Source organism: Paenibacillus sp. V4I9, assembly GCF_030817295.1.
GTDB lineage: Bacteria > Bacillota > Bacilli > Paenibacillales > NBRC-103111 > Paenibacillus_E.
The window spans coordinates 710,940-726,192 of record NZ_JAUSZE010000001.1; the positions used below are offsets into that span (position 1 = coordinate 710,940).

General features: G+C 47.2%; 7 protein-coding genes, 10 tRNA genes and 3 rRNA genes. 17 read left to right on the plus strand and 3 right to left on the minus strand.

The features are described from left to right. Window positions 1-14 precede the first annotated feature (14 nt). Window positions 15-1,064, plus strand: coding sequence for an NAD(P)/FAD-dependent oxidoreductase (locus QFZ81_RS03370; protein WP_307448119.1), 1,050 nt, complete (start codon window positions 15-17; stop codon window positions 1,062-1,064). Window positions 1,065-1,125: 61 nt separating this feature from the next. Here the strand turns inward: QFZ81_RS03370 and QFZ81_RS03375 are convergent, their stop codons facing one another. Further along, on the minus strand, window positions 1,126-2,853 hold the full coding sequence (locus QFZ81_RS03375; RefSeq protein ID WP_307601436.1) for an asparaginase domain-containing protein: 1,728 nt from the start codon (window positions 2,851-2,853) through the stop codon (window positions 1,126-1,128). 65 nt (window positions 2,854-2,918) lie between these two features. Next, the gene (locus QFZ81_RS03380; RefSeq protein ID WP_307601438.1) at window positions 2,919-4,118 is read right to left on the minus strand and encodes an asparaginase domain-containing protein; all 1,200 of its coding nucleotides are present in this window, start codon (window positions 4,116-4,118) and stop codon (window positions 2,919-2,921) included. A gap of 357 nt (window positions 4,119-4,475) precedes the next feature. Here QFZ81_RS03380 and QFZ81_RS03385 point away from each other — a divergent pair, with 357 nt between their 5' ends. Further along, window positions 4,476-5,078, plus strand: a complete 603-nt coding sequence (locus tag QFZ81_RS03385) for a TetR/AcrR family transcriptional regulator (RefSeq protein ID WP_307448108.1) — start codon at window positions 4,476-4,478, stop codon at window positions 5,076-5,078. Window positions 5,079-5,163: 85 nt separating this feature from the next. Here QFZ81_RS03385 and QFZ81_RS03390 read toward each other — a convergent pair whose 3' ends face one another. Next, entirely contained in the window at window positions 5,164-6,504 is a 1,341-nt protein-coding gene (locus tag QFZ81_RS03390) for an aminotransferase-like domain-containing protein (RefSeq protein ID WP_307448106.1), read from the minus strand. 149 nt (window positions 6,505-6,653) lie between these two features. On the opposite strand from QFZ81_RS03390, the gene QFZ81_RS03395 reads away from it, so the two are divergent. From QFZ81_RS03395 to QFZ81_RS03465, 15 genes are all read left to right on the plus strand, one after another. Beyond that, window positions 6,654-7,604 (plus strand): DMT family transporter, encoded by a 951-nt coding sequence (locus tag QFZ81_RS03395; protein ID WP_307448103.1) that lies wholly within the window; start codon window positions 6,654-6,656, stop codon window positions 7,602-7,604. A 260-nt stretch (window positions 7,605-7,864) separates the two neighbouring features. Then, window positions 7,865-8,653 (plus strand): DUF2935 domain-containing protein, encoded by a 789-nt coding sequence (locus QFZ81_RS03400; protein ID WP_307601440.1) that lies wholly within the window; start codon window positions 7,865-7,867, stop codon window positions 8,651-8,653. Window positions 8,654-9,031: 378 nt separating this feature from the next. Continuing rightward, window positions 9,032-10,573, plus strand: a 16S ribosomal RNA gene (locus QFZ81_RS03405). 198 nt (window positions 10,574-10,771) lie between these two features. Continuing rightward, a 23S ribosomal RNA gene (locus QFZ81_RS03410) occupies window positions 10,772-13,694 on the plus strand. Between the two features lie 106 nt (window positions 13,695-13,800). Beyond that, window positions 13,801-13,917 (plus strand): 5S ribosomal RNA (rrf, locus tag QFZ81_RS03415). Together the 16S, 23S and 5S rRNA genes with 10 tRNA genes alongside form the textbook arrangement of a ribosomal RNA operon. Before the next feature lie 51 nt (window positions 13,918-13,968). Next, window positions 13,969-14,043, plus strand: a tRNA-Glu gene (locus tag QFZ81_RS03420). Between the two features lie 76 nt (window positions 14,044-14,119). Continuing rightward, a tRNA-Val gene (locus QFZ81_RS03425) sits at window positions 14,120-14,195 on the plus strand. A 15-nt stretch (window positions 14,196-14,210) separates the two neighbouring features. Then, a tRNA-Asp gene (locus QFZ81_RS03430) sits at window positions 14,211-14,287 on the plus strand. Window positions 14,288-14,366: 79 nt separating this feature from the next. Further along, window positions 14,367-14,442: transfer RNA gene (locus QFZ81_RS03435), tRNA-Phe, on the plus strand. 11 nt (window positions 14,443-14,453) lie between these two features. Further along, a tRNA-Thr gene (locus tag QFZ81_RS03440) sits at window positions 14,454-14,529 on the plus strand. 78 nt (window positions 14,530-14,607) lie between these two features. Then, window positions 14,608-14,680: transfer RNA gene (locus QFZ81_RS03445), tRNA-His, on the plus strand. Between the two features lie 36 nt (window positions 14,681-14,716). Then, window positions 14,717-14,789: transfer RNA gene (locus QFZ81_RS03450), tRNA-Lys, on the plus strand. Window positions 14,790-14,809: 20 nt separating this feature from the next. After that, window positions 14,810-14,889 (plus strand) — tRNA-Leu (locus QFZ81_RS03455). Window positions 14,890-14,946: 57 nt separating this feature from the next. Next, a tRNA-Leu gene (locus QFZ81_RS03460) sits at window positions 14,947-15,032 on the plus strand. Between the two features lie 47 nt (window positions 15,033-15,079). Continuing rightward, window positions 15,080-15,158: transfer RNA gene (locus QFZ81_RS03465), tRNA-Leu, on the plus strand. The last annotated feature ends 95 nt before the right edge of the window (window positions 15,159-15,253 follow it).

The following is a 15,253-nucleotide window of genomic DNA, read 5'->3' on the forward strand; positions in this document are numbered from 1 at the left end:
GGAGTGATCGGGAAATGGAAGAACAGGAATTGTATGATGTGACTGTCATTGGAGGAGGGCCAGCAGGGCTTTACTCAACTTTTTATAGTGGACTTAGAGAAATGAAGACTAAGCTTATTGAGTACCAAACCCAACTGGGTGGAAAAATACATATCTATCCGGAGAAAATGATTTGGGATGTGGGAGGACACACGCCAATTCCAGGAGCGAAGCTTATTGAAAATCTTGTAGAGCAAGGATTAACGTTTCATCCTGAAGTTGTGTTGAATGAAAAAGTAGAGTCGATCACCCGTAATGAAGAGGGGATTTTTGTCTTACAAGCTGCTTCTGGTCAAAAGCATTACTCGAAAACAGTTATCGTTGCTGTTGGAGGGGGAATATTGAATCCGCAAAGGCTGGAGATCGAAGGCGCTGAGAGATATGAAGTGTCTAATTTGAACTATACCGTGAAGTCTTTGCAGCATTTTAGAAACAAAACGGTGATCATTTCTGGTGGAGGAAATTCCGCAATTGATTGGGCAAATGAACTAGAGCCTATCGCCAAAAACGTTTATTTAACCTATCGAAAAGAGGCTTTAACTGGCCACGAAGCACAAGTAAAGCAGCTCATGGAGAGCTCCGTTGTTTGTTTCTTCCATACGTCCATAACCAAACTAGTTGCTAGCAGTAATCATGAAGTCATTGAACGTGTCGAACTTACCAACCATGAAACTGGTGAGGTATCGTATTTGCCCATTGATGAAGTGATTATTAATCATGGTTATGAACGTGATACAACACTGCTTAAAAATAGTGAAGTAAAGATTGCAATCGCAGATAACTATTACATTGCTGGTAATGCGGCTAGCGAATCTTCGATAGATGGAATTTATGCGGCTGGAGATATTTTACATCACGATGGGAAGCTTCATTTGATAGCCGGTGCTTTCCAAGACGCTGCAAACGCAGTAAATAAAGCAAAGCAATATATCCAGCCGGATGCAAATAAGGTTGCCATGGTGTCTTCACATAATGAAGTCTTTAAAAAGCGCAATCGAGAATTAGTCAAACGAATGATGACCTAGAAACTAAAAACCCCTCCTGTATGAAAAAATCATACAAAGAGGGGTTTATCAACGCTTGTTATTATTTCTTGTTCAGCATGTTTATAATGACTGTTACAGCTTCTGCTCTTGTCGTAGAGCCACTCGGAGCATATTGGTTGTTTTCGTTGCCGCTAATAACACCTGCTTGTTTAAGTGCAATGACAGCACCTTTACCCCATAAAGGGATCTCCTGATCATCGGTAAATCCTGTAGCTGCAGAAGGATCAGCTTTCAGATTCATCGCGCCTGCTATCATGGACGCCATTTCTGTGCGGGTAATCGGTTCATTCGGTCGGAATGTACCATCTTCGTAGCCTTGGATGAAGCCTGCTTTGACAGCTTGCGCAACGGCATTCTTAGCCCAAGTACCGATCTCTTTCTCATCGGTAAAAGCTAGCTTCGCCCCTTCGCTAACCGGCTTCAGACCATTCATCAGCATGACTGCAAATTCCGCGCGAGTAACATTTTTGTTTGGTTTAAACGAAGTGTCAGGGTAGCCTGACACGATGCCATCTTTGATCGCTTTCCCGATGGTTACCTCTGCCCAATGCTTAGCAATATCGGACGGATCCACGCCAATGCTCTGTGTTCCGTATGTCGCAAACCAGCCTTTGATCGTATTGTAATCACTTGAGAATGCTAGTGAAAGAAGAAGCATAAGGCGGGCATGCTGTGCATTCAGGCTGTCACCGGCAAAGATGCCATCCGTCGTTCCCGGATACATCGTGCCTGAGCCCGTTCTTGTCGTCGTTACAAACACAACACCTTGTTTAATTGCTTCTGAACGGGCTGCGCTCATTTGGGCAGAAATACCGCCTGCACCTGTACCCGCAGTAACAATCCCTTTCGCACCGTCTGCGACGAAACCGCGAATGGCCCCGCTGCTTGCTTCTTGGTAGCTATAAACAATTTCAACGGTTGGCAGCTTATCCTTGGTGATGGACTTTAAGTCGAATGGGGTTGCCCAATCGGCTTTTCCAGCTTTCATAGCGCGTCCATTCAAGCGATACATACGAATATTGCTCTCGTCGATATACCCAAGTGCACCTAGTATTGGAGTCGCAAATGTATCCAACCGTTGTGCGTTCGATTTGGTAACTTCTCTGGCCGCTTGGATGACGTCGTTCAGCATGATCACAGTGCCATACCAGTTGGTCTTGCCGCTTCCGGCCAGCTTGATAGCGTTGTACAGGTTGGCAGGTGCGTCGGTTCCGATGACGTCCCAAGGGCGCATGGCGCCAGTTACAACCACTGGTTTAGGACTTCTCACGGTCAGATCGAGGAAATAGGCGATTTCCTCCATAGTGTCCGTACCTGTTGTAACAACGGCGCTATCGTATACCTCAAGCGCTTGATCGACAGCTAACGAAAGATCATATAGATCCGCGATGGTGTAGCCGCCAGAGCCTTTATTACCGAATTGGTAGGTCGTCACATCGGCGATTTTTTGCTTGCCTGGCAGTTGTTTGACGAGGTCTTCAATCAAATACGTGCCTGCTTTATAGTTTTGAAAGCTCGTGCTATCCTCAGCTTTGCCAGCTAAGGTACCGCCGGTCCCAATAACAATCACGTTCGAAAGCGATGATTGCTTAAACGTATCGGAAAGGGCTGGTATCGGAAAACTGGCAGGCTTGGGAGCAGCTTCTTCCGCGAAGGCGGTTGTTGCCGCTCCTCCAAATGCCAACATGGTGCCTAACAAAGACACGATAAGGGGAAGAGTGAACAGCTTTTTGATACGACTATTTTTGCTATGTTGAGTCCGTGTCATTAAAGTTATACCTCCTTGTTATGTGGATGGCCGATACTGGCATCTCTTCTGTGGTCTTGGAGGACTTAAGGAGCAGCAGGAAGCTGCGCATCGATTTTGACATCTTGTGTACCGTAATTAGCGAACCAACCTTTGATCTTGGCTTGATCGTTAGAGAATGCTAATGAAAGCAGAAGCATGAGACGGGCATGCTGTGCATTCAGGTTGTCACCTGCAATAATGCCATCCGCAGTTCCTGGATACATCGTACCTGAACCCGTTCTCGTCGTTGTAACGAAGAGTACGCCTTGTTTAATTGCTTCCGTACGGGCTGCCGTCATTTTGGCAGAAATACCGCCAGCGCCGGTTCCAGCTGTTACAATCCCTTTGGCACCATCTGCAACCAGGCCTTTAATAGCTCCTCCGCCTGCTTCTTGATAGCTATAGACGATTTCTACGGCAGGCAATTTGTCTTTCGTGATCGTTTTCAAGTCGAAAGGTGTAGCCCAATCCGCTGTACCAGCTTTCACTGCTCGGGCAGGAGCGCGGTAAATACGAATATTATTCTCGTCAATGTACCCTAGTGCACCAAGCATTGGCGTCTCGAAGGTGTCCATACGCTGTGCGTTGGTCTTCGTCACTTCTCTAGCTGCGTGAACAACATCGTTCAACATTAGGACTGTGCCAAACCATTTAGTTTTGCCGCTGCCTGCCAACTTGATAGCATTGTACAGGTTGGCAGGAGCGTCAGTACCAATAACGTCCCAGGGACGCATAGCGCCGGTTACGACGACTGGCTTTTCACTGCGAACAGTTAGATCAAGGAAGTAGGCGATCTCTTCCATGGTATCGGTTCCAGTTGTAACTACGGCACTATCATAAACCTGAAGCGCTTGATCCACAGTAAGAGAAAGATCGTACAGATCAGCGATGGTGTAGCCGCCTGATCCTTTGTTACCGAATTGGTAGGTCGTTACATCCGCAATTTTCTGTTTACCCGGCAGTTGTTTCACCAAGTCTTCAATCAAATATGTACCTGCTCTATAGTTCTGGAAGCTTGTGCTATCTTCTGCTTTACCGGCGAGGGTGCCGCCAGTTCCAATGACAATCACGTTGGAGAGTGACGATTGCTTAAAGGAGTCCGAAAGAGCAGGAATCGGAATGCTAGTAGGTTGAGCTGGAGCATCCGCTGCGAAAGCTAATGAAGAACTGCTCCCCAACATGGTGATAGTAAGTAAAGAGAAAAGGACACGCTTGAAAACTTTTTTGCTTCGATCCAATGTCATAAAATATTACCTCCCGTGAATGATGTTGGTATGTAAGACAAAATAATCTTATATCGTGTTAGATAAACTGACAAATCTATCAAGCTCCTAGAAAGCGATAACAACTGTGTTATATATTCAATAATCTATCCTATACTCTATTATTCTATGTTTTTCTAAGGCGATTTTTTATTTCCAATGATTTGGCAAAGCAATATAATAATAGGGAATTAATATATTTATGTTAGGTAATATTACATATGGAGCATGGTTGGGTTCCCATAAAAGATAAAACATAAAACAAAATAACGATATTGTCATTTTGTTTTTGATACTTGATGTGGTACCATGGAACTACTAATAGAGAGGGGGACCAACATGTCCAATGATCTTCCACTAACGAAGGAAGCCATACTAGACGCGGCGGAACAGGTGCTTCGACGTTATGGACCTGATAAAACTTCCGTTGTCGATGTGGCTCGGGCACTTCAAGTTAGCCATGGCACACTTTATCGACACTTTGCCAGTAAAGCCTCGTTAAGAGAGGCAGTAACTGAGCGGTGGCTGCACAAAATCATTTTAGAACCCTTAGAAACTATTACCATCCAGTCTGGTGGCAGTGCTACGGAGCGTTTGCGCTCGTGGTTTGAAACCCTGATCCAAACGAAGAAGACCTATGCAATCAATGATTCCGAAATGTTTGCCATGTACGCGGCTGTTACATTAGATGCCGTTGAAATGATAACTACGCATGTCAATCAATTAATCGATCAGATTGCCCGGATTATCGAAGAAGGAATGAAGTCCCAGGAGTTCAAATCTGTTGAACCAATCGTTACTGCGAGAGCTATTTTTATCGCTACTTCGCGTTTTCATCATCCTGCACATGCGAAAGAGTGGTCAACAGACACGATTGAACAGGAATTTGCTTCGGTTTGGGATCTGCTTCTTTCCGGAATCTCCTACCAGATGAATGTGTAAATAAAGCCCTTCTGATGAGTATAATCAGAAGGGCTTTTGCTTTTAGGAAGTTGATAGGGACCTCGGAATTCGAAGGAGCTCCGTTTCACCCAAGCATACGCTTAATCTCATCCGCAAGAAGTCGTACGCCGGCTTCGATCCGCTCCTCAGATACTTGCGTTACGCTAAGACTTAACAAATGCTCTGGTTTAAACGCAGGTAAGTAATAAGGCTCGAGGTCTTGCAGAATAACACGCTTCTTACGCAATCTATCCAACAGGGTTGGGATGTGTAGATGAGCTGGGACGATGATATGGGTGTACACACCCGAAATCACCTCAGTGGGAGATAGGTATGCGGTGTTATTGTTTGCAAGCAAGGATTTATTCAGATGCATCAATCTACGGGAATAAGAATCTCTGATTTTACGCTTGCGCCGTTCAAACATACCACTCTGAATATAAATTTCTAATGCTGCTTGCGAGAGCATGGAACTGTCGATATCCGACAATTTCTTATAATTGCTGAACGTGGGCGTGAGATCTGTAGGGAGGACGGCTGCGCCCACTCGTAATCCTGGAAACAAGATCTTAGAGTAACTTTTTAAATAAACAACATGGGTTGAAGCATAAGCGAAGATGGGGTCAGATTTCGTATCGTTCTCCAAGTCAGCCAGATAATCATCTTCCACGATGTAGACGTCATAGCGTTTGGCTAGTTGGGCAATTGCTTTCTTCGTTTGTTCCGAATAAGAACTGCCGAGAGGATTATGGAAGCGGGGCATGGTATAGAAGAACTTAATATCTTCTGTACGGAACAATCGCTCTAATTCGTCTAGATCGATGCCGCTGACTGTTCTTGTGATGCCAAAAGTAGGGATTTGATAAAGTTCCAAAAGGCGTATAAACAAATAATAGCTCGGTTGTTCAAGCAGCACGCCTCGTTTTCCATTCGGAAAAGGCATCAAAGCCAATACGGATAAGGCTTGCTGCACGCCTGATGTAACGTGAATATTGCTTGGATTCGTGAACACCTGATAGTTGGCCAAATGCTTGGTTAACACCTTTAATAACGATGGCAGTCCTTGCGGAGTTCCGTATACGAACAGTTCGTTCTTATAGGTATCAATCGCTTTATTAATGCAATGTTTAAAATCGAGATAAGGAAACAGCTCAGGGTCCGGAGCACCCGAAGAGAAATCATAGGCAGATTGTTCCGTTGGATGGATGCCATCCGTTCTCTTCTGTACCGCATAATACCCGCTTTGGGGGATAGAGTAAATGAGATGGCGATTCTCAAGCTCGGTATAAGCACGAATGACCGTACTCTTATTGCAAGAATAGGTGATGGAGAGCTCCCTTATTGACGGCAGCTTTTGTCCGGATCGTATTTGTCCATCCTCAATTCGCTGTTCGATGTCATTGAAAATAAGAGAATATTTATGCATATATATGTCCCCCGCCCTTAATTGTACCGGTACAGTTGGTCCGTAAATATATTGTAGTACGACAGCATTCGTTCTATGCTTATAACCAACAGCCGGCCGGCACCATTACCAATAAAGTACCATAAATTCGTTAGGAAGTGGGGGGAATTATGAATAGCCGAAAAGGAATCAAACTTGCCTATATATTTGCCGTACTAAACGCGGTAATCATTGGATTTTCTTTCTTGTTTGCCAAAATAGCTCTTGATCATGCTAGTCCACTCGATACGCTCACCTACCGTTTTGCCGTTTCGTTCTCTGTCCTATCCATCCCGGTTGCACTAGGCTTGGTTAAGTTGAATTACCGTGGCAAACCGCTAATCAAAGTGTTTCTGCTCGCAACAACATATCCACTAGGATTCTTTACGCTTCAAGCTTATGGACTGCTGCATACCTCTTCGGCAGAGGGAGGCATCCTGTACGCGTTCACGCCGATCGTAACGATGGTGTTTGCTTCATTGTTTCTGAAGGAAACCACAAGCGTTTTGCAGAAACTATCGATTTTCCTCTCTGTATTCGGCGTTCTATTTATTTTCATCATGAAGGGGAGCACGTTAAATTGGTCAAACATGACAGGGATTATCCTGTTGGTTCTGACTTGTGTGGCTTTTGCTGGATACAGTGTTCTAGCTCGCTCGCTTTCGAAGCAGTTTAGCCCAGCGGAGCTAAGTTATTTTATGCTCGGTATCGGATTTGCTACCTTTCTTATTGTTTCGCTTTCGAGTCATGCTGGTGCGGGGACATTTGAGGCCTTTCTTTCACCGCTGTCTAACCCTTCATTTATTGTGGCCATTCTCTTCCTAGGCTTGTTTTCCTCACTGGTGACGGCTTTGACAGGTAACTATGTCTTGTCCAAGATAGAAGCCTCCAAAATGAGCGTTTTCACTAATTTATCAACAATTGTCTCCATAGTTGCGGGTGCCCTTTTTCTTGGGGAAAAAGTGACGGTGTATCACTTGATCGGTTCTGTGATGATTCTAACAGGGGTGATCGGGACGCAATATTTGGGTCGATATAAAGTGGCTTTGCCAAAGGTTAAAGCTGATCGTGTAAGAGGGTGAAGAGTGAATGTAATATAGGAGATCGCAGTTATGCTAGTAATGCCCGCGCTGAAGTAGATTCATTCGAGTTCTAGGAATCCTTTCCTAACTATGAAGAGATTCTGGAGAAGCTTCTATATATGCTAGGTAGTTGCTGCCACTATGACGCCACAAGGCGTCTTTTTTCGTTTTCCTCTAAAAAAGTAACAGGGATCGGTTTTTTATCATTAGATCGTTACATACAATTAAGTGAAGTATTAGCGGGAAAGGGGCATGAACTGATGGAACAAACGTTGTTTGAACATCGATTTTGGCTGCAAATTTTAGGGGATCATGCGAGGTTTATTTATAATGCCCTTGCTCCTGTGGAGCTCAAAGATATTGCTATCGCCCATTCCTACATAAACCAATATGATCAACTCCTTGGTCAAGCGCGAATGAAGGAAGATAGCAATTTGGCTCAATTAAACAAACAAGCTTACGATTTAACGTCAAATTTACGCGAGTATAAACTGAATCTTTTAGATCGATCTTTACTCGGGCAAATAAAGCTTGGATTAACACCGACATTTCTCAATCATATGGTGAATGAGCTTGAGGAGTACTTCAAAATACTTATCGTGCTCATGGAGGGTAAGCCGGTTCCGATGTATGCTCCTTTGCATAATGATTTGCTTTGGCTGACTGATGCTGCTGGTCATGCGGCAGTTATTGCGGTGGACTTGGATGTGGTAGAGAAGAGATTAATCAAGAGAAGCAGGCACTTTGAGAAGAATTTCAATGAATTTTATTTAAAAGCGATTGAACTTACAGGTTATTTACGTACGTTGCGAGCTAGTTACCCTTCAATTAATAAGTTCCATTCGGATGTTAATATGGAAATGTCTATATTCATGGCTTTCTTGAAAGAAGTCGAAGAGCTTGGTCTAAGTGCAGAGCTGTTATCGCGGATTAACCCTCTCGTCCCGGATCATATGTATCGCGAAGAGTGCTACTATTTATTAAAGTTGTCTCAAAGCGGAGTTGTTCCCCCGCCGAATTGCGATCCCGCAAAACCTAGAGTCATGTAGTTCCTAAAATGAATCCCAATTAAGAAAACGATTAAAAGGGTCAGTTCCAAATTGGAATCTGCCTTTTTCGTTTATATTTAAAAAACATTTGAATTGGAAAAATAAAACATTGCAATACGTTTAATAACCATGGTATATTATCACTCCGGCCGCAAGACAGGCTGGTGAAAGTAACTAGAAAAAAACTAGTTGCAAAATAAAAACTAGTATGGTATATTACTTCTCGCTGCTTCGGTAACACGGCAGTGAACGAAAGAAATTGATCTTTGAAAACTGAACAACGAGTGAGTAAGCACGAACGAGAAATCGTTCAAAAAAGAGATTGCAAAATCTCGCTAGCAACGCAAATGAGCAATTAAGCTTTCAGATAGTTTTACTATTATGGAGAGTTTGATCCTGGCTCAGGACGAACGCTGGCGGCGTGCCTAATACATGCAAGTCGAGCGGATTTATCCTTCGGGATAAGTTAGCGGCGGACGGGTGAGTAACACGTAGGTAACCTGCCTATAAGATCGGGATAACTATCGGAAACGATAGCTAAGACCGGATAACTGGTTTTCTCGCATGAGAGAATTATGAAACACGGAGCAATCTGTGGCTTATAGATGGGCCTGCGGCGCATTAGCTAGTTGGTAGGGTAACGGCCTACCAAGGCGACGATGCGTAGCCGACCTGAGAGGGTGAACGGCCACACTGGGACTGAGACACGGCCCAGACTCCTACGGGAGGCAGCAGTAGGGAATCTTCCGCAATGGACGCAAGTCTGACGGAGCAACGCCGCGTGAGTGATGAAGGTTTTCGGATCGTAAAGCTCTGTTGCCCTAGACGAACAGCAAGGAGAGTAACTGCTCTTTGTGTGACGGTATAGGAGAAGAAAGCCCCGGCTAACTACGTGCCAGCAGCCGCGGTAATACGTAGGGGGCAAGCGTTGTCCGGAATTATTGGGCGTAAAGCGCGCGCAGGCGGTTAATTAAGTTGGGTGTTTAAGCCCGGGGCTCAACCCCGGTTCGCATCCAAAACTGGTTGACTTGAGTGTAGGAGAGGAAAGTGGAATTCCACGTGTAGCGGTGAAATGCGTAGAGATGTGGAGGAACACCAGTGGCGAAGGCGACTTTCTGGCCTATAACTGACGCTGAGGCGCGAAAGCGTGGGGAGCAAACAGGATTAGATACCCTGGTAGTCCACGCCGTAAACGATGCATACTAGGTGTCGGGGATTCGATTCCTCGGTGCCGAAGTTAACACAGTAAGTATGCCGCCTGGGGAGTACGCTCGCAAGAGTGAAACTCAAAGGAATTGACGGGGACCCGCACAAGCAGTGGAGTATGTGGTTTAATTCGAAGCAACGCGAAGAACCTTACCAGGTCTTGACATCCCTCTGAATACGGTAGAGATATCGTAGGCCTTCGGGACAGAGGAGACAGGTGGTGCATGGTTGTCGTCAGCTCGTGTCGTGAGATGTTGGGTTAAGTCCCGCAACGAGCGCAACCCTTGATCTTAGTTGCCAGCACTTCGGGTGGGCACTCTAAGATGACTGCCGGTGACAAACCGGAGGAAGGTGGGGATGACGTCAAATCATCATGCCCCTTATGACCTGGGCTACACACGTACTACAATGGTCGGTACAACGGGAAGCGAAGCCGCGAGGTGGAGCCAATCCTTATAAGCCGATCTCAGTTCGGATTGCAGGCTGCAACTCGCCTGCATGAAGTCGGAATTGCTAGTAATCGCGGATCAGCATGCCGCGGTGAATACGTTCCCGGGTCTTGTACACACCGCCCGTCACACCACGAGAGTTTACAACACCCGAAGTCGGTGGGGTAACCCGCAAGGGAGCCAGCCGCCGAAGGTGGGGTAGATGATTGGGGTGAAGTCGTAACAAGGTAGCCGTATCGGAAGGTGCGGCTGGATCACCTCCTTTCTATGGAGACTCGGTCTTGATAAGACCAGTCAAGTGTACGTAAGTACACAAATCGCTTACTCACTCGTGTTCAGTTTTGAAGGATGAATTTACCTTCAACTTTGTTCCTTGAAAACTAGATAACGAAACAAAACGTAAAGTAAGAACTTAGGTTGTGACAATCTAACGATTGCACAAAAATCTTTAAAGTTTTTTCTAGGTTAAGCTAGAAAGAGCACACGGAGGATGCCTAGGCACTAGGAGCCGAAGAAGGACGTGGCGAACGACGAAATGCCTCGGGGAGCCGTAAGCAGGCTTTGATCCGGGGATGTCCGAATGGGGGAACCCAGCTGTGGTAATGCGCAGTTACCATGCAGTGAATACATAGCTGCATTGGAGGCATACCCAGGGAACTGAAACATCTAAGTACCTGGAGGAAAAGAAAACAAAAGTGATTCCGTCAGTAGCGGCGAGCGAAAGCGGAATAGCCCAAACCAAGGAGCTTGCTCCTTGGGGTTGTAGGACCTCGTTGTGGGGTTAGTTCGGTAGGCGAAGAGATCTGGAAAGGTCCGGCATAGAGGGTAAAAGCCCCGTAGCCAAAATCGAACGAAACCCCTAGAGGTATCCTGAGTACGGCGGGTCACGTGAAACCCCGTCGGAATCCGGCAGGACCATCTGCCAAGGCTAAATACTCCCTAGTGACCGATAGTGAAGCAGTACCGTGAGGGAAAGGTGAAAAGCACCGCGGAAGCGGAGTGAAAAAGAACCTGAAACCGTGTGCTTACAAAAAGTCAGAGCCCTCTATATGGGTGATGGCGTGCCTTTTGTAGAATGAACCGGCGAGTTACGTTCCCGTGCGAGGTTAAGTTGAAAAGACGGAGCCGCAGCGAAAGCGAGTCTGAATAGGGCGCTTTAGTACGTGGACGTAGACCCGAAACCGTGTGATCTACCCCTGTCCAGGGTGAAGGTGAGGTAACACTCACTGGAGGCCCGAACCCACGCATGTTGAAAAATGCGGGGATGAGGTGGGGGTAGCGGAGAAATTCCAATCGAACTCGGAGATAGCTGGTTCTCCCCGAAATAGCTTTAGGGCTAGCCTCGGATGTTGAGTTGTGGAGGTAAAGCACTGATTGGGTGCGGGGCCCGCCAAGGGTTACCAAGTCCAGTCAAACTCTGAATGCCACAAACTTAAATCCGGGAGTCAGACAGTGAGTGCTAAGATCCATTGTCAAAAGGGAAACAGCCCAGACCATCAGCTAAGGTCCCCAAGTGTGTGTTAAGTGGGAAAGGATGTGGAGTTGCACAGACAACCAGGATGTTGGCTTAGAAGCAGCCACCATTGAAAGAGTGCGTAATAGCTCACTGGTCGAGTGACTCTGCGCCGAAAATGTAACGGGGCTAAACACGCCACCGAAGCTATGGCTTGCACATGAATTTGTGCATGGGTAGGGGAGCGTTGTATGTACGTAGAATTCTGACCGTAAGGACAGGTGGAGCGCATACAAGTGAGAATGCCGGTATAAGTAACGAAAAGATCAGTGAGAATCTGATCCGCCGAAAACCTAAGGGTTCCTGAGGAAGGCTCGTCCGCTCAGGGTAAGTCGGGACCTAAGGCGAGGCCGAAAGGCGTAGTCGATGGACAACAGGTGGAAATTCCTGTACCACCGTAGCCGTTATGAGCAATGGAGTGACGCAGAAGGATAGTGACGCGAGCTGATGGATGCTCGTCCAAGCAGTGAGGCTGATGTGTAGGCAAATCCGCACATCGTAAGGCTGGGCTGTGATGGGGAGGGAAATTTAAGTACCGAAGGTCATGAGTTCACACTGCCAAGAAAAGCTTCTAGCCAGGCGAAGGTGCCCGTACCGCAAACCGACACAGGTGGGTGAGAAGAGAATTCTAAGGCGCGCGGAAGAACTCTCGTTAAGGAACTCGGCAAAATGACCCCGTAACTTCGGGAGAAGGGGTGCCTCGGTAGGGTGAATAGCCCGAGGGGGCCGCAGTGAAAAGGCCCAAGCGACTGTTTAGCAAAAACACAGGTCTGTGCGAAGCCGCAAGGCGAAGTATACGGGCTGACGCCTGCCCGGTGCTGGAAGGTTAAGAGGAGTGGTTAGGGACCTCGGTTCCGAAGCTATGAATTGAAGCCCCAGTAAACGGCGGCCGTAACTATAACGGTCCTAAGGTAGCGAAATTCCTTGTCAGGTAAATTCTGACCCGCACGAATGGCGTAACGACTTGGGCGCTGTCTCAACGAGAGATCCGGTGAAATTTTAATACCTGTGAAGATGCAGGTTACCCGCGACAAGACGGAAAGACCCCATGGAGCTTTACTGCAGCTTGATATTGGACTTTGGTACGATCTGTACAGGATAGGTGGGAGCCTTTGAAGCCTGAGCGCCAGCTTGGGTGGAGGCATCGTTGGGATACCACCCTGATCGTATCGGAGTTCTAACCTAGTACCGTGATCCGGTATGGGGACAGTGTCAGGTGGGCAGTTTGACTGGGGCGGTCGCCTCCTAAAATGTAACGGAGGCGTTTAAAGGTTCCCTCAGAATGGTTGGAAATCATTCGCAGAGTGCAAAGGCATAAGGGAGCTTGACTGCGAGACCTACAAGTCGAGCAGGGACGAAAGTCGGACTTAGTGATCCGGTGGTACCGAATGGAAGGGCCATCGCTCAACGGATAAAAGCTACCCTGGGGATAACAGGCTTATCTCCCCCAAGAGTCCACATCGACGGGGAGGTTTGGCACCTCGATGTCGGCTCATCGCATCCTGGGGCTGAAGTAGGTCCCAAGGGTTGGGCTGTTCGCCCATTAAAGCGGTACGCGAGCTGGGTTCAGAACGTCGTGAGACAGTTCGGTCCCTATCTGTCGCGGGCGTAGGAAATTTGAGAGGAGCTGTCCTTAGTACGAGAGGACCGGGATGGACGTACCGCTGGTGTACCAGTTGTCTCGCCAGAGGCATCGCTGGGTAGCTATGTACGGAGGGGATAAGCGCTGAAAGCATCTAAGCGCGAAGCCCCCCTCAAGATGAGATTTCCCAGTATGTAAGACCCCTTGTAGACGACGAGGTTGATAGGTTCGAGGTGGAAGTGCAGCAATGTATGCAGCTGACGAATACTAATCGGTCGAGGGCTTAACCTAATATAGGGATCTTTAATCGTAGATTAAAGTCTCTCTGCTTGAAACCTAAGGATTACTTTACAAATGTTTCGTATCTAGTTTTCAAGGCGCAAACACGCTTTGACTGTTTGGTGATGATGGCGGAGGGGACCCACGCGTTCCCATCTCGAACACGACCGTTAAGCCCTCCAGCGTCGATGGTACTTGAACCGCAGGGTTCTGGGAGAGTAGAACGTTGCCAAGCAGTACCCACTAGTTGGGTATTTTTTTTGCCGCCTCTTTCGCGCGGAAATAAGGCCCGTTGGTCAAGTGGTTAAGACACCTCCCTTTCACGGAGGTAACAGGGGTTCGAGTCCCCTACGGGTCACCAATATCCCCACAAAGTGACGAGATGCTGACGAAGCATAGTTCTAATACTTTGCGCGGGACCCAAATGATTTCATCATGAACGCTTAGCTCAGCTGGGAGAGCACTACCTTGACAGGGTAGGGGTCGGCGGTTCGATCCCGTCAGCGTTCACCATAACACGTACATTTTGGAGCTGTGGTGTAGTGGCCTAACATGCCTGCCTGTCACGCAGGAGACCGCGGGTTCGAATCCCGTCAGCTCCGCCATTATTCCCCAAAAAGTGACGCTAAGTTTTGAAGTAACGTCCGTTTACTTTCCGGGAAACCCTATATTAACATCTAGCATGGCTCGGTAGCTCAGTCGGTAGAGCAGAGGACTGAAAATCCTCGTGTCGGCGGTTCGATTCCGTCCCGAGCCACCATACTTGAATATGCCGTTGTAGCTCAACTGGTAGAGCAACTGACTTGTAATCAGTAGGTTGGGGGTTCAAGTCCTCTCGACGGCACCATATTACCAAAAAAAGTGAAGCAAGGCTTTGTAGAAACGCCGATTACTTTTTCGGGGCCCAGCAAGACTTATTCATATGGCGGTCGTGGCGAAGGGGTTAACGCACTGGTTTGTGGATCCAGCATTCGCGGGTTCAAGTCCCGTCGTCCGCCCATTCTTTTCCAATCAAGAACTCATGTCTTAAACATGAGTCATTAGCTCAGTTGGTAGAGCACCTGACTTTTAATCAGGGTGTCGTAGGTTCGAATCCTACATGACTCATTTTGCCTTATTTACAGCATGCGCGTATGGCGGAATTGGCAGACGCACTAGACTTAGGATCTAGCGGGCGACCGTGGGGGTTCAAGTCCCTCTACGCGCATCCAAAAGTGACGAACTGGATTGTAGCTTAGTTACTCCAGTTCGGAGCTTCAATTAAGCCGGAGTGGCGGAATCGGCAGACGCACAGGACTTAAAATCCTGCGGTAGGTGACTACCGTACCGGTTCAAGTCCGGTCTTCGGCATTATCTTAACAGCATGCGCGGCTTAACTCATTAAGGCGCGCATATAAGCCGGCATGGCGGAATGGCAGACGCGCTCGACTCAAAATCGAGTCCGAAAGGGTGGAGGTTCGAGTCCTCTTGCCGGTATCGCATAACAAAGTAAAGTGGTTGGACAGGAAGCTTTCCTGATCAACCACTTTTTTTGTCGTTTAATCCCCGAATAGGATTTCGACAAGGGCTGT

Coding starts and splice junctions, on each gene's coding strand:
- QFZ81_RS03395 (WP_307448103.1), top strand. CDS start 6,654: ATGAATAGCCGAAAAGGAATCAAACTTGCCTATATATTTGCCGTACTA.
- QFZ81_RS03400 (WP_307601440.1), top strand. CDS start 7,865: ATGGAACAAACGTTGTTTGAACATCGATTTTGGCTGCAAATTTTAGGG.
- QFZ81_RS03385 (WP_307448108.1), top strand. CDS start 4,476: ATGTCCAATGATCTTCCACTAACGAAGGAAGCCATACTAGACGCGGCG.
- QFZ81_RS03390 (WP_307448106.1), bottom strand. CDS start 6,504: ATGCATAAATATTCTCTTATTTTCAATGACATCGAACAGCGAATTGAG.
- QFZ81_RS03375 (WP_307601436.1), bottom strand. CDS start 2,853: ATGACACGGACTCAACATAGCAAAAATAGTCGTATCAAAAAGCTGTTC.
- QFZ81_RS03370 (WP_307448119.1), top strand. CDS start 15: ATGGAAGAACAGGAATTGTATGATGTGACTGTCATTGGAGGAGGGCCA.
- QFZ81_RS03380 (WP_307601438.1), bottom strand. CDS start 4,118: ATGACATTGGATCGAAGCAAAAAAGTTTTCAAGCGTGTCCTTTTCTCT.